Raw genomic sequence first — 14991 nt, forward strand, 5'->3', positions numbered from 1 at the left:
GAAGGATATGGATATACAGGAAATAACCGATATTTTCGAGCTCTTTACTGGAGAGCACAACGGTGAGGAGTACTTCAGCATCATAAACCTTGCAATGTACGAAACAGGCATAATGCTCCGTCAGGGAGCTGACCGCACTGATTTCAGGCTCAGTTATCTTGCTGCTGCCATAGCCTATTACAGGCTCCAGCAGATATTGGCCGCAAGAGAGCGTGCAGCCGTTACCTACGGCGGAAAGGTGCTTAAGGAGTCCATGAATACAGCCTATGAGTATTCAAAGGAGCTTCTCAGGGACTATATGCAGATATGCAGCGACCTGCTCACTGCAAAGAACTTTGTTTTCAGCAGCTTTTCGGGCAGAGAGGAGGAGATCTGATGTTAAGGGATATAATCAGCGATATAATGGCGGCTTTTGCGGACAAGGAGGTGGATCATGTATACAGCGCCTTTGATGCAAGAGCAGTCGCCCGCAAGGGAAGCAGCTATTTTACGGTAGTGGGGATAAGCTCATTCGAGTCCACTGCGCCCATATACTCGCAGTACACTGTATTTGTGCCATTCCGTGCGGAGATAGAGATAAACGTAACCGCTCCGGAGAAGTTCTCGATGGTGCAGCTCTTAGGTTATTACGATGAGAAAATAGATCCCGTTATAAGGGATATGGATAGCATGACCTGCCGCCTGAAGAGTATGGATGTAAGATTTGACAGTAATATACAGCGTCTGGTGCTTAAAGTGAAGTTCTCTGCCGGCGGTATCAGCTCGGCGGAAAGGAGCGTATCATGAGTACCTATACAGCTCTGACGGAGCGCAGCGCTCTTCCCGTGAATATCGGTGGAACGGTCATATACTGCGAGAGCTTCCGTATCTCTGCCGCAAGAGTGATGAAGGAGGAGTCCACTGCGGACGGCGGCACTGTCCTTACCAACAGCGCTTTCCGCAGCAGCAGGCTTGCCTTTACGGGGAGAGTGTGCATAACCGACGATCCCGAGGACATCATACTCGGGTACAACGCCCTTGTGCGTTCCGCTTCGGGGTTCGGGATCAATTATATGGGGCTCAGCTTTTCGGACTGCCGTATGCTGTCCTATACCCTTGAGGACAAGGGCGGCGAATGGGCAGACGTTACTGTCACGGTGATGACAGCCGAGCCCGTTATCAGGGAGGTGACGCCATGACGGCATCAGTGAGTATAAGGACAGCAGGAGGGGAGACTCTTGTCGACGGTAAGGTACTGCACTTCTCCTTTAAAAAGGATATGTATACTCCCTATACCGTGCTCAGTGCAAAGGTAAGGGCGGTAAGGAGCTCATACAGCGGAGCTGCCGAGGCAAGCCTTATCCTCGACGGAAGGGTCGTCCATCACGGCCTTATCGACAGTATACGCTGGGAAAAGGCAGCCGGGGAGCAGTTCATGAACGTGAGCTCCAGAGGCTTTACATCCCTGCTCACCCAGAATCAGATAGAGCCCGGATTTAAGATGAATATATCCTTCAACGACCTTATGGACGGCTATTACACTCTGCCATACGTCACCCATGAGGACAATTCAGACAACAGCAGCTATATCTATGTCCGTCCGAATACCTCCATGTGGGACGCAGTATCGAATCTGTCATACAAGCTTCTCGGCACATACCCTTTTATAAAGGGCACGAATACTGTCAGGATAAGTCCTGCTTCAGCTCCCGAGAGCTTTGACCTGCGCAGCAAAAGTCTACTGACAGAGGGCACCGAGTTGGTGAACAAGCATCTTGCCAGCGGCTATCATATGGCGAATATGGGCGGCAGCTACGGAGAATTCGACCTTATCGACACCGACGCAGCAGCACTGAATATCGTGCGTCACAAGTACTTTGACCTGGATATGCGCTTTCTTTACGCGCCTCAGCAAGCTCTGGTATACCGCGACAAATACGATTTCCGCGGTCAGAAAAGGATATTCTGCTCCTACAGCGGCTATGAGGGAGAGGATCTTTCGGATATTGTCTCCTTCGGCAGCGTGAGCGGTGAGCGTATAGGTTCCGTCTCGGTAAGAGGCGGAAGCGGCGGTATAGTCACCGAGATAGGAGTGTACACGGATAAATTCCCGAAGACTCTGCCGTAAAAAAAGAGCCATAAAGAAGTACATTGCTTCTTTATGGCTGCTTTTTGGGGATATATTATTCTTCAGGAAGAGAGGGGATAAGCTTTATGAGATATTTCTGTATGGCAAGTGCGTCGTTGGCGGTCATTCCGTCAGAGCCGCCGGAGCAGTCTGCATTTTCCTTTCCCTGAACAGTAAGGTGATCGGGAGCTGTTCCGCCGAGGCCGTATTTATTGGGATTTGCAAGAGCCTGAAGGATGAGTATAGCGTCTGCAAGATCGACCTTGCCGTCGCAGTTTGCGTCGCCGGGATATCTGTACTCTATAATGATATTTGAAGTTGTGGTTGTACTTGCAGCAGAAGATGCTGTCTTTGAAGTAGTAGTGGTTGTGGTGCTTGTCACAGTTGTGGTGGTATTTGTTACGGGAGGCTTTTCGCTGCCCGAGAGCTTTCCGTATACGATACCGCAGCCTACTGTGGACATATATACCTTTCCGAACTCGTCCATATCGCCTACAAGGTAGTTGCCGTTGCCTGTACCGCCGTAGATATGGTCTGTATTGATACATACCCATGTCTTTCCTGCGTCAGTTGAGCGGTAGATGCCTTCCTTATCGTCCTTTTCGGGCCTTCCGTACATGAACAGGGTATTTGAACCGCCTGCCTTTTCCGGAGCGCCGTAGCCGATGCACTTTGCGTAATCAACGTTTTCCAGATGTTCCACTGTCTTGCCCTTGTCGGAGATGAGATATATACCGTGATTTGCGCCTGCAAAGGCAACAGTGCCCTTGCCGACATATGCCAGGTCGCCCGTAGATTCAAACTTCCATGTAAGCTCCCAGTTATACGGGCAGATACGTGTTTCCGAGAAGGTTGCGCCGTAGTCCTCGCTGACGAAGTATGAATAGTGAGCTTCGTCGTAGGTAGGCTCCTTCTTGGACATATCTGATGACCAGTATTCGTTGTACTGAGCGCCCGTTGCGTAGACTATCTTTGGATTTTCGGGATCAACAAGAGCATAAACGCCCTTTGTGGCCTTTATTCCGTCGCAGACCTTCCATGTTGCGCCCCAGTCGTCCGAGTAGGAAGCTGCGCCCTTGGCACTTGTATTTATGATTCTGTACTTGCCCTTTGAGAGCTCTGTGATGGCGAGCTTTCCGCCTGTGCAGGCAGGCTTGAAGTTCTTCCATGTCTTGCCGCGGTCGAGAGTATAGTAGCCGCTTCCACTGTTATTGGCGTCGCCCTCGGCTGTTCTTGCCCATACATCGGTATTCTGGGGGCAGACTGTGATAGCGGAGGTGGAGCCCATGTTGGGTTTGTACTGCTGTGGGATGCTGTCGGCGGACTGATGAACGAAGCCGTCGTAGTCGCCGATAGCGGAGAGATCAAGACCGTCTGCTGTACTTACGAAGTCAAGGCTTACACATTCTTCAACGCCGTCGGGCTGGAAGTAGAACTGTATGTCCTTTTCTGCCCATGCGTTATCACAGGCAAAAACGCCGTTGCCCGATGTGAGGAGAAGTCTGTCGCCCTCGGGATCTCTCGGATCTATAAGGATGCCGCTTCCCCAGTGGCAGGCCTTTCCGTATATCCAGTCATAGCCGTTTGTATCAAGGGGAAGTGACTTGAATTTCTTTACGCCTGTTCCTGTGGAATAATCCGTCTCGCCCTGACCGGGAGTTATGTCCTCCCAGGTCTTTCCGCCGTCTGCCGAACGGAAGAAGTGATCGCCCCAGGCAATGGTGCCTTCATTCTCGGGGGTGTTGGGATCGTCCTGTATCCATTCTGTGCCGCACCACTGATCCGACCATACGCCGCAGGTACGTGCAAACATCTTGTTGGGATCGTTTTTGTCAACCTCGATCATGCCGACGGCATTGTCGGAAACAGTGAGCTTTTCAACCTTTCCCGACGCGATATTGTACTTGTACGCGCCGCCTGAGCCGCCTGCGAAGGCAAGACCGCCGATATATGTAAAGAAAAGATTTCCGTTGTGGTCGCTGGTTATTGAGAGGGGATAGTTAGTATTTGGAAGAGCCTTTACTGCTTCGAACTTGTCGTCCTTCACGCTTGCAACGTGGATATTGGCCTCTCCCTTGACGGAGGTGCCTACATAGACCTTGCCGCCTTCGATATGGATACAGCCGATACCGTTCTGCTCGTTATAGAGCTTGCTGGGCTCGGTGCCTCTTACCATATGGTCTGTCCATGAAGGGTACTTGAGGGCGCCGGAGAAAAGACCGAGAGCGTCATAGCCTTCTACGGGCTTCCAGCTCTTACCGCCGTCAGTTGACTTGATAAGTGCTGATTTGCCGCCGGTTACGTCGCCGCCTGCGTAGATAGTGTCGGTATTGTCGGGGTCAATTGCGATAGGCTCGATACACTCACGTCCGTCGCCGTTTCCGTGTACCTGTATCTGGTCTGTGACATCAACAGAGGTAAATGTCTTACCGCCGTCTGTAGTCTTGAATATCACTGTCTTTGCGTTCGAGAAGTATGCACAGCCGCAGAGGAAGTAAGCTGTCATATCGTCATTGGGATCAATTGCTATGCCCTTGCAGCTGAGAAGGCCTCTGTCGTCTTCATCGATGAATCCGAAGAGCTGTACCCATCTCTTTTTACTGTAATCATATCTGTATGCTCCGCCTACGTCGGTACGGAGATACATTTCCTTCTTTCCCGTTACTATGCCCGAAACGAATCCTGCACCGCCTATCTTCAGTGTGTCCCATTCCATTGTTGAAGATATATCCTTTGATGCTGCGGAAGCGTTAACGATCTTGTCCGATGTGCCTAAAACGGATGAGCTGCCGACGCTTATGCAGAGGGAACAAAGTCCTGCAATAGTTTTTTTCAATGCTTTCATTTGTGATTTTCCTTTCTGTTTGTATTTTTGGAAACGTCCACATTTTTATTCTCCGGCTTCATTTTAGCATTTTGAAAATGCCGTTGTCAATGGATTTTCAGCGTTATGACATTATCGGATATAATCTGAATACTATTTTGCAGAACTCAAAAATGAACAATTCTTTAAGCGGTATTCCGTCCTTTGCGGTAAGATAAAAAAAGAACGCAGTAATAAGACTGCGTCAGACAATTTATAAACAATGAAGATAAATACAACCCCTTGAAAGAAATTATCAATATTAAATCCTTTTTCCGTTGAAAGGGCCGGAGAAAGGTGCGGATCTTCATTTGGTGTAGCAGAGAGGAGGCCCATGCCAAGCTGGCGGTATGCCTATAACGCCCACGACTGTAACCCCCCTGCCGTGCCCTGGCATCGACTTCCTCTCAGATCTACGATCACGATATATACATATCATATCCCGCCATTATTATATCATAACCTGTTCCACACGGTTCAACAAAAAAGCAGCATTTTTCACATTTTTTTGAAAAAAAGTAAAAAAGGCTGTAAATTGCCTTATCAGCGTTGGTTTGCACGGGTGTTGAAAAAGCTCCTGCTGAATTCTTTACAAAAAAACGTCTTTTTTTATTTACAAACAGTGCATAATGTGATATAATATCATTGTATATTTTTTTTTAAGGGGGGCGGCAGTTCGGATGGTCTCTTATCTCCTGGAATATAATTTCATCTCGGCTGCTATGATAATCGGCATAGTCATCATGCTGATCGAAAACCGCAAGGAGCGTCCCTACGGAACTGAACATATCGCAATAATCGTGCTGCTCCTTTCGGTAATAGTTGTAAATACAGAGATAAAAGAATGGTTTGAAAAGGTAATATTCGACGAGAACGTGAATTACCGGGGCGACTCGGCTATGGGCTTCATGTATCTGCGGTCTGCCGTGGAGCATATTCTTTTCCCCATGATAGCCTATATAGAGCTGCTGCTCATAGCTCCGGTCAAGAAGAAATACGTGCTCTTCATACCCGAATTTATTGTAATAGTCTCGGAGGTCATGAACCTTTGCGGCCTGAAGATAATATTCACATACGACAATCACCTGAAATATCATGACGGAGTATTGTTCCTGCTGCCGTATTTCGTAGGTATGATCTACCTTATGCTGCTGCTGAGGTACTCTATCGGCTTCCTGCGGGCAAAGAAGATGAGCAAGGGAATAGCCGTTGTATTCATCGTTTTCCTTACGCTGCTGGAATGTTATCTGGAAGCGGCGTACATAGTAGTCGACCTTATGGACGAGATAGTTGCCCTGGACGTTATCATATTCTACTTCTATCTTGTTGCCATATACCAGAGTGAGACCAAGATCAAGCTCAGGACCAGTGAGCTGGAGCTGGAACGAAGCAGGAGGCTTCTTACCCTGTCTCAGATACAGCCCCATTTCATGTATAATTCCCTCACTTCTATAATTTATCTTTGCGATAAGGATACCTCAAGAGCAAAGAGCGCTCTCATAGACTTTTCGAAATACCTGAGAAAAAATGTTGATGCCATCAGCCGTCAGGGACTGGTCAGCATCAAGGAGGAACTGGAGCATACAAAGGTCTACCTCTCCCTGGAAAAGCTCAGGTTCGACGAGGACCTTGATATTGAATTCGATATAAAGGACGAGATGTTCATGCTGCCCGTCCTTACCATACAGCCGATGGTGGAAAATGCCGTGAAGCACGGTATCAACGATTCCGAGAACGGCAGCGGCAAGGTGGTCATATCCACCGAGGAGATGGAGAACTACCATAAGGTAAGTATCATGGATGACGGAGCAGGCTTTGATGTGGAATCTCTGGCAAAGCTTGATGAAAGTCATGTAGGCATAGCCAATGTCCGCAAAAGACTTGAGGACGAGTGCAGCGGAGAGCTTATTATAAACAGTGCCCCCGATAAAGGCACTGAATGTATAATACTTATACCAAAGGAGTACGGCGATGAAAATTCTGGCAATTGATGATGAAAGATTTGCGCTTCAGATGCTTGTTGAAACTATATCGAAAATAAAACCCGAAGCAGAGATCGTTGCTTTCAGACGGGCTTCGCAGTTCCTTGAATATGAGGACAAGAGCTCTTTTGATGCAGCCTTCCTCGATATACGCATAGGAAAAATGTCGGGCATACAGGTGGCCATAGAGCTGAAGAAGCACTCCCCTCAGTGTAATATAGTCTTTGTCACCAGCTATTCGGAGTATGCCTTTGCAGCTATACAAATGCGTCCCAGCGGCTATATCATGAAGCCCTATACAGAGGAGGATATACGCAACGAATTTGAAAACTTCAGATACGTCCCCCAGCCCGAGAAAAAGGGCGGCAACAAGCTCAAGGTGCGTACCTTCGGGAATTTCCGCGTGTTCGGCAGCGAGGATATACCAATGAAGTTCTCAAGGACCATTTCCAAGGAAATATTCGCATATCTCATTGACCAGTGCGGCTATCCCGTCACGAGCAGAGAGATTGCGGCAGACGTTCTCGAGGTGGAGGAATTCGACAGGCCGACTTCAAAAAAGGTCTCACAGTATGTCTCGGATCTCATAAAGGATCTCGAATTGGCAGGCTACAATAACGTCATAATCAAGCAGAACCGCCAGATCCAGATAAACAAGGAGGCTGTGGACTGCGACCTGTATGACCTTTTTGCGGGAGATACCGCAGCACTGAATTCCTACCACGGCGAGTATATGATAGATTATTCATGGGCCGAGATAAGCGACTCGGCAGACAGGATAAAGTCACTCTGAGAAAGGAATTATTTTTCATGCGAAGATGCATTGTTTCTGCTCCGTGCAGAGTCTGAGGGAACTGTACGGAGGATAGATGATACCCTCGGACTTTGCTTTGATGATATATTTTTTATTAAAGGAGCAAAGTCATTATGTTCAAGAATATAAAAGAATGCAGGAGCTGGCTGCTCTTATGGAGCACTCAGTCTCTTTCCACGCTGGGAAGCAGTATGACAAGCTGTGCGCTGGTGCTGTGGATGTACCTCGGAAGCGGTTCGGCGCTTAAAACAGCTATGCTTTCGGTATGTTCCTACGCGCCCTATGTGCTCATGAGCATTTTTGCGGGAGCTCTCAGCGATAAATGGAACAAAAAAGCTACAATGCTCGTATGCGATCTATTCGCGGCGGCAACTACCTTTGCAGCCTTTCTGCTTATAAAGGCTGATGCTCTTATGCCGTGGCATCTCTACGTAATAAACGCTCTGAACGGACTTATGAACACTGTTCAGCAGCCTGCGGGAGAAGTGGCGGCTACACAGCTCATACCCAAAAGGTTCTATCAGCAGACCAGCGGACTGCGCTCGTTCTCGCAGGCACTGAATTCCATCATAGCGCCTGTTCTGGCGGCGTCGCTTTTTGCCTTCGGCGGCATGGGCGTCGTTATCGCAGTTGACCTTGTAACTTTTTCAGCGGCATTCATAACGCTGATGTTTTTTATACCCATACCCGAACCGCCGAAAAAAGGCGGCAGGGAAGCTTCTCTCATGGAGTCCGTCCGTGAGGGCATGGGCTGGCTGAAGCATAATCCGCTGATACTGAAGCTCATAATCTTCCTTGCGGGAATCAACCTTGTTGCCTCGGCATATAATGCGGCTCTGCCCGCTATGGTGCTTTCAAAGACGGGAAACAACGAGACTGCACTGGGCATAGTCAACGGCTGTGTGGGAGCTGCTTCACTTATCGGAAGTATTATCGCTTCTGCGCTGCCTGCGCCGAAAAGCCGCGTCAAGGCTATATGTATGGCTCTTTTCTTCTCCATGAGCACGGAAAACTTCATACTTGCCTTCGGCGGCTCAGTGCCATGGTGGTGTGCGGGAGCTGTCTGCGGCTGGATATTCATTCCGCTGATGGGCGCTAATCTCGATGTGATACTGAGAAGCACCATTCCTGCTGAAATGCAGGGAAGAGTATACGCCTGCCGCAATACCATGCAGTTCTTTACCATACCCGTGGGGTTCCTTGCGGGAGGAGCACTGGTGGACAGTGTGTTCGAGCCTTTTATGGCGGGCAGGAACGACGGAAGTGCGCTGACGGTACTGTTCGGCAGCGGAAAAGGCTCGGGAGCAGCTATGTTCTTTGCTGTTCTGGGCGTTGCAGGTGTGGCTGTGTGTACGGTGTTCACACTTATACTGCGCAGAGAAAAAGAATAACAGAGCTTTAAATGTGAAAAAGCCCCGGAGCAGATGGAAAAGCTGCTCCGGGGCTGTATTTTATCCCATAAGTTCCCTGAAAAAGCTGCATTCGTCGTCATTTACCCTTGCAGCGTCTTCGGATCTTGCGTCACAGTGGAACACATGATAGAGCCTGTGGTCGTCGGTGCCGTACTCCCTGTAGATATGGCGGACACCTTTTTCACCGAGGATCTTCACAAAGGGCGGAGATTCCGCGCTGAGGTCATCGGCGTTGGCTGTCATCACAAAGCAGGGAGGGAAGTCCTCTGTGATATGCTTACATACGGTCATTTCCGACAAGCTCTTCTTAAAGCTTTCTTTTGATACGAAATCCAGCCTTTTTGCACCCCCGAACCGTTTCTCATTGTCGTATATTCCGCAGTTGAGGGCAAGTCCCTTTATTTTAAGTCCGGCGGGAGGCTTGAAGCTGTAATTCGCGGCGTATGACGGGGAGGTGAGTATGCAGGCATAGAGGGCTATGCCTGTGGCTCCCGCGGAGTCTCCCACAGCGAATATATTATCTGTATCAAAGCCGAAGCTGTCCTTATTCTTCATTATCCATGAAAATACTGCGTTGGTGTCCTCGAGGGGAGCGGGATGCCTGTACTTCGGGGCAAGACGGTAATTGTAGTTCACTACGGCAAAGCCCCGCTTTGCAAGCTCCATGCAGTAATACCTGTATACCTCCTTGTCACCGTATACCCAGCCGCCGCCGTGGAAACTGACTATCACGGGGAGCTTTCCCTCAACTGATTTGGGACGGTAAACGTCCAGCAGGCTCCATTTGCCGAAGCTGCCGTAGGAAATACCGCATTGAGTCTCTACCCCGGGAGGTACGGTGAGTCCTTTATCACGCTTTTTGTCGCTTTTTCTGCACATCATTATAAATATTCTCGCACCGAGGGACATACAGGGCTCCTTTCCTGCATTATACGCTTTTTACGCGCTTCTGCACCTTTTTGTTTTATTATAACAGCCCTGTGTTTGGCTGTCAACCCGTGTTCCGGAGTTATTCTTCCAAGGATTGAAATATTCTGAAAAAATAACATTCAGGTACTTGAAAAAAGTATCCGCAGTTGCTATAATGTTAATATAAATTATTTTTTAGGGGTGGTATGATGAAAAAAACATTTATGAAACCATTGGCGCTGCTTCCTGCTGCTGTGCTCCTTGTGGGCTGCGGCAGAGCTTCCATTGATCCCAATGATTACCTTGAAGTCAAATTCAGCGGTCTTGACACCGTTGCAACTGCCGATTGCGACATCGACTATGAGAAGATGGTAACAGATAACCTCAAGGCATTCGGTATCAAGAGCAAAAAGGACGATCACGCTATCGAAAGAGCTGCGGGAAAGCTGAAGAAGTATCTGGGCGGTTCTCTCGATAAGCAGAGGGAGCTGTCCAACGGAGACAAGATCGTCTTTGAGTGGACGGACGACAATATTGAAAAGCTTGAGAAAAAATACAAGATCAAGCTGAAAGTGTCCGACAAGACCATTGAAGTTAAGGATCTTGAGGAAGCCAAGAAGTTCGATCCCTTCGATTACCTCAGCGTAAGCTACGACGGCGTGGGTCCCAACGGCAGCATCGTTCTCGATTCCGACAAGCTTCCCGTGGACTATATCAGCTTCTATGCCGATCCAAGCTACGGCCTCAGCAACGGCGACATGGTCAAGATCACCTTCGGTTACAGCGAGGACAGCACAAAGGAAGAGTGCTTCAGTCAGGGATATATGCCCGAGAAGTTTGAGAAGGAGTATACCGTTGAAGGACTTCAGCAGTATGTAAAGAAGATCTCCGAGATCGAGAAGAAGTCCTACGACAAGATGGATAAGTATGCTCAGGACCGCTTCATGGATGATGTAAAGGAGAACTGGCAGAATAAGAAGCTCAAGGATATTGAGCTCCTGGGCGTAAATCTCTACATCCCCGAGAAGGACGAGTACAGCATGAAGAACGCTCTCTGCTATGTATACAAGGTTACTACCACATCTGCCAAGAAGGGCGGAGAAGAGAAGAAGGAAGAGCCTACGACAGAAGCAGTTACAACTACTGCCGAGAAGACCGAGGCTGCTACCACTACTGCTGCCGAAAAGAAGGACAAGGATGAAGAGACTACAACTACTGCTGAAAAGACCGAGGAAAAGACTACAGAGCCCGTTACCGAGAAGGCTGCGGAAGCAAAGAAGGACGACGGCTTCGTATACTACTACTTTGCTTACTACGAGAATGTTCTCACACCCGGAAATGCCGACAAGGACTTTGACGCTTCCACCTATAACGAGCCTTCTTACTATCAGTTCTTCGGAGTATCAGGCGACGCATTCGCTATCGACGACGTTCTCTATGTAGGCTATCAGAACCTTGACGACCTCTATAAGGCTGTTGAGGGCAAGTTCTACGCAAAATGCAAGGTCGAGACAAATATCAAGAAGAAGTAATAAAAAAAGCTCCGCATATGCGGAGCTTTTTACAGTATCACCAGCTTTTCCAGCTGTGCTTTTGCCCGGCGCCAGTCGGGACACATTTTGTCCAGCAGCCGGTAGAATTCCTTTGAATGGTCGGGATATAAGAAATGACAAAGCTCGTGTGCAGCTACGTGAGCGATACAGTGCCGCGGTGCTTCTATAAGGCGGCGGTTCAGCATTATCATGCCCTTGTTGTAATGGCAGCTGCCCCATCTTGCCTTCATGGTGCGTATTTTCAGCTGCGGCAGCGGTACGCCGAGAGGTATGAAATCCTTGTGTACCTCTTTGAGGATATTGCCGAGCTCCTTTTCGCATACATCGCTGAGCCAGCTTCTGTAAAGCTTCTCCGCATGGCTGATGTCGGTATTTTTTGTACGGATATAAATACAGCTGCCGTCGCAGGTGACCTCACGGCGGTCTGAGGGTATTATCTTCAGCACCATGTCTTTTCCCAGGAGCTTTACTGTGCTGCCGTCGGCAAAAACAGACTTAACAGCTGCGGCTGCGGCAAGCTTTTTGTAGTATTCCTTTGCCTGCTCTATATAGCTGCTTTTAAGGCGTATAAATGCCTCTATCTCCTTTACGGGAACTCTCCGCGGAGCAGATACGTAAACAGTGCAGTCCCTGCGCACACGCAGGTTTATATTCCTGACGGCTTTGCGTTCGAGAGTATATTCTATACTGCCGCAGACTGCGGTAACTGTCCGTGTTTCGGATGATATGACTTTCATTGTTACTCCTGTATATGTTTGCGAAAAAGACTCTCCCCACCGTAGCGGGGAGATGTTTTTTCTTATGTGCGTATTCTGAATGTCTTCGGTGCGAATTTGTATACCAGTATGCAGGCTATTATGCAGTAAAGCACACAGAATGCTATGGTGGACAAGCCGAAGTAAAGCGTAGGGAGCTTTACGTTCATGAAGAAGAAGCATACCATGTATGTGCCGATATTTATTACCTGATAGGTGCCGCTTTTGATCTCCGTGCCTGCGTTATAGGGCTGTAGCAGGTAGTATATCGTCAGATAGTGTACGGAGAAGAATATGCTCATTGCGCATATGGATACAAAAAGCACTGCGTAGTTTATCGGATTGTCGGTGCCGCCTGACAGGAACAGCAGCAGTGCGAGTCCTGCGCCGCCTGTTGCCGCAGGCAGCAGATTTACCTTGGTTATCTCGCGGAGCCTGATGCGGAAAAGAGAGAGTATGGACTTCGGCTCCTTGTAGAAGGAATAAGTCAGCAGACTGTGGTCGCAGTTCATGAAAAGTGCCTGAGTAAAGTACATACCGCGGTTTATGGCGTACATTATTATGCAGAAATAGGGGAGTGAACGCATAAGCGTTTCGTTGAGGCCGCTGCCGACCTTCGGTACCATTATGCAGACAACACTTGCGAGTATTATAAGACCTGCGATAACTGCGGTGATTATTATGGAGTTCCCCCAGAGAGTCTTTCTGTGGCGCTTGATAAAGAGCTCGTTAAGGTATTCAAAGCCGTTCTTATTACTGGATATGTTCTTGTCAAGGCTGATTATCTTGCGGTTTCTGTCTACTATCATCCTGCGCTGAGCGCTCTTGTCCATCTGGTTTATCAGCTGAGATGAGAGTATTTCCTTATTCATTGCACGGTATTCCGTGAAGCTGAAAATACTGCGGCAGGTCAGTGCTGTTCCTGCTATGACAAAGGCTATTATTGCCCATGAAGCGTATCTCGGTATTGTAAAGCCAAGTAAGCCCGTTATGTAGAGACCGGGTATAAACAGACAGAGTCCGATGAGCAACAGTCCGTTTTTTAGCAGAGAGGACGAATTGGTCACAGGCTTTCCGCGCTTGAAGCGGTTTATCTGATAGGCACATACCAGTGTCTTGGCAGAGGCTGCGAATACCGGTATGAGCAGGCACTCCCAGATATGGAGCCCCAGTATCAGGCCGAATAGCAGTCCGCAGATAAGGAAGCCGATGAAGTATTTGGCCAGCTCATAGAAATAATTAACAAGAGTGAACTGCCGTGAGTCCATATTCAGCTGCATCATGGCATAGTATTTGTGCTTTTCAGCTTCAAACATGAAGTTGTGTATGAAAGCTCCCGTTATAGTCAGCGGTATTAACAGATGCAGGAAGAATTCCGGCTGAAGCTGGCGGCTTACGTCGCCTATCATAGTCCATAGAGCTATGAAGAAGAAAAAGTAAGCGAGCTTCCAGATGAGAAGGGTGGATATCTCGTATATGATCGCGATGACATATGCTATTATCTTGAAGGCAGGCATACCGTATACCGTATCGGGTATCAGCTTTCCTATGAAGGGGAGCTGCTTTATGCCGTGAAGAATGGCATTGGTGCGGTATGTATTCTTCAGCATGAAGGAGATGCGGAAAGTCTTAAACATTTGTCTCCTCCTTCAGTGCTGCGATTATCTTGTCCTTGAAATCGTTGTTGTCAAGGTTGTTCTTGTCTACCTTTTCGAGGACGCCGTGGCTGAGGAGAACTATCTCGTCGCACATATCCAGTGCAAGGTCCATTATATGGGTTGAAAGTATGGTTATCCTGTCGGACTTGATGCTGCGGAGAACGTCCTTCATTTCCTCGGCGACAACTACGTCAAGGGATGTGAGAGGCTCGTCAAGCAGCAGCAGATTTGGCTGCGCAATAATATTTATGAGCATCTGCATCTTGTTCTTCATACCGTGGGAGTAGTCCTTCAGCAGCTTGTCGCGATCCATGCGGTCGATGCCGATATAATCGAAGTAATCGTCAAGAGGGCGTATGCCCTTTATCCTTCCGGAGTGTATATCACAGAAGAATTTGAGGAATTCGCGGCCTGTGAGAAATTCGGGGACGGTAGGCGTTGAAAGCACATAGCCTATATCATCGGGTACAGGCGTGCGGGTGCCTGCTGTGTCCTGGATGGTGTATATGCCCGAATCGGCTTTGAGGTCGCCGTTGAGACAGTTGAACAGCGTAGTCTTTCCTGCGCCGTTTCGGCCGAGAAGCCCGTAGATCTTTCCCGATTCAAAGGAAAAGCTTATGTCGCGTAGAACTTCCTTGGCGTCAAATCTTTTTGAAAGGTGTTCGATGGTAAATATCATTTTTTTATCCTCCAATACTTATATCATTGAGACTGTGCATTTTCCCCTGCCTCAGTCTTATATATATTATATCATTCCGCAAGTTATCCGTCAATATTTTCACGAAGTATTATACCGTGATAAAACAATAAAGTACAAGAAGAAAAACCCCATAACTCCCGTCTGCTTTTCCGCGTCCGTGAAGGCGGCTTTATTGCAGCCTATTTCCTTGCATAACTGCTCCGCGGAGAGCTGTATGCAGAAGTTTCTGGGGACTTTT

Annotated in this window: 13 protein-coding genes; 8 read left to right on the forward strand and 5 right to left on the reverse strand. The window is 48.3% G+C overall.

Annotated features, from left to right (window positions below; genetic code table 11):
- The first annotated feature begins 7 nt into the window (after positions 1 to 7).
- From RF007C_RS10325 to RF007C_RS10340, 4 genes are read left to right on the forward strand one after another with little or no spacing between them, the layout of a single operon-like run.
- On the forward strand, positions 8 to 376 hold the full coding sequence (locus RF007C_RS10325; RefSeq protein WP_037299615.1) for a hypothetical protein: 369 nt from the start codon (positions 8 to 10) through the stop codon (positions 374 to 376).
- On the forward strand, positions 376 to 786 hold the full coding sequence (locus tag RF007C_RS10330) for a hypothetical protein (protein WP_037299617.1): 411 nt from the start codon (positions 376 to 378) through the stop codon (positions 784 to 786). Before RF007C_RS10325 ends, RF007C_RS10330 begins: the two co-directional genes overlap by 1 nt.
- Entirely contained in the window at positions 783 to 1178 is a 396-nt protein-coding gene (locus RF007C_RS10335) for a hypothetical protein (protein ID WP_037299620.1), read from the forward strand. The genes RF007C_RS10330 and RF007C_RS10335 overlap by 4 nt, the downstream gene beginning before the upstream one ends.
- Positions 1175 to 2107 (forward strand): hypothetical protein, encoded by a 933-nt coding sequence (locus RF007C_RS10340; protein ID WP_037299622.1) that lies wholly within the window; start codon positions 1175 to 1177, stop codon positions 2105 to 2107. Before RF007C_RS10335 ends, RF007C_RS10340 begins: the two co-directional genes overlap by 4 nt.
- Before the next feature lie 55 nt (positions 2108 to 2162).
- Here RF007C_RS10340 and RF007C_RS10345 read toward each other — a convergent pair whose 3' ends face one another.
- Positions 2163 to 4952 (reverse strand): 1,4-beta-glucanase, encoded by a 2790-nt coding sequence (locus RF007C_RS10345; RefSeq protein WP_037299625.1) that lies wholly within the window; start codon positions 4950 to 4952, stop codon positions 2163 to 2165.
- A gap of 698 nt (positions 4953 to 5650) precedes the next feature.
- Between RF007C_RS10345 and RF007C_RS16555 the strand changes: the two genes are divergently transcribed.
- From RF007C_RS16555 to RF007C_RS10360, 3 genes are all read left to right on the forward strand, one after another.
- Positions 5651 to 6961 carry a sensor histidine kinase gene (locus RF007C_RS16555; RefSeq protein ID WP_051456624.1) on the forward strand — a complete coding sequence of 437 codons (1311 nt, stop codon included), beginning with the start codon at positions 5651 to 5653 and terminating at the stop codon, positions 6959 to 6961.
- Complete coding sequence (locus RF007C_RS10355) at positions 6942 to 7745, forward strand: LytR/AlgR family response regulator transcription factor (protein WP_037299628.1); 804 nt, start codon at positions 6942 to 6944, stop codon at positions 7743 to 7745. Before RF007C_RS16555 ends, RF007C_RS10355 begins: the two co-directional genes overlap by 20 nt.
- A gap of 134 nt (positions 7746 to 7879) precedes the next feature.
- Positions 7880 to 9157 (forward strand): MFS transporter, encoded by a 1278-nt coding sequence (locus RF007C_RS10360; protein ID WP_037299630.1) that lies wholly within the window; start codon positions 7880 to 7882, stop codon positions 9155 to 9157.
- A gap of 60 nt (positions 9158 to 9217) precedes the next feature.
- Here RF007C_RS10360 and RF007C_RS10365 read toward each other — a convergent pair whose 3' ends face one another.
- Positions 9218 to 10087, reverse strand: a complete 870-nt coding sequence (locus tag RF007C_RS10365; RefSeq protein WP_037299633.1) for an alpha/beta hydrolase — start codon at positions 10085 to 10087, stop codon at positions 9218 to 9220.
- Between the two features lie 209 nt (positions 10088 to 10296).
- Between RF007C_RS10365 and RF007C_RS10370 the strand changes: the two genes are divergently transcribed.
- Complete coding sequence (locus RF007C_RS10370; protein ID WP_037299635.1) at positions 10297 to 11619, forward strand: hypothetical protein; 1323 nt, start codon at positions 10297 to 10299, stop codon at positions 11617 to 11619.
- 29 nt (positions 11620 to 11648) lie between these two features.
- On the opposite strand, the gene RF007C_RS16560 is transcribed toward RF007C_RS10370, so the two are convergent.
- The 3 genes from RF007C_RS16560 to RF007C_RS10385 form a co-directional block, all read right to left on the reverse strand.
- Positions 11649 to 12377 (reverse strand): M48 family metallopeptidase, encoded by a 729-nt coding sequence (locus RF007C_RS16560; protein ID WP_051456625.1) that lies wholly within the window; start codon positions 12375 to 12377, stop codon positions 11649 to 11651.
- Positions 12378 to 12439: 62 nt separating this feature from the next.
- Entirely contained in the window at positions 12440 to 14032 is a 1593-nt protein-coding gene (locus tag RF007C_RS18070; protein WP_037299637.1) for a hypothetical protein, read from the reverse strand.
- The gene (locus tag RF007C_RS10385) at positions 14025 to 14732 is read right to left on the reverse strand and encodes an ATP-binding cassette domain-containing protein (RefSeq protein WP_037299639.1); all 708 of its coding nucleotides are present in this window, start codon (positions 14730 to 14732) and stop codon (positions 14025 to 14027) included. The genes RF007C_RS18070 and RF007C_RS10385 overlap by 8 nt, the downstream gene beginning before the upstream one ends.
- Positions 14733 to 14991 lie beyond the last annotated feature (259 nt).

Origin of the sequence: Ruminococcus flavefaciens 007c, assembly GCF_000571935.1 — a bacterium.
GTDB lineage: Bacteria > Bacillota > Clostridia > Oscillospirales > Ruminococcaceae > Ruminococcus > Ruminococcus flavefaciens_F.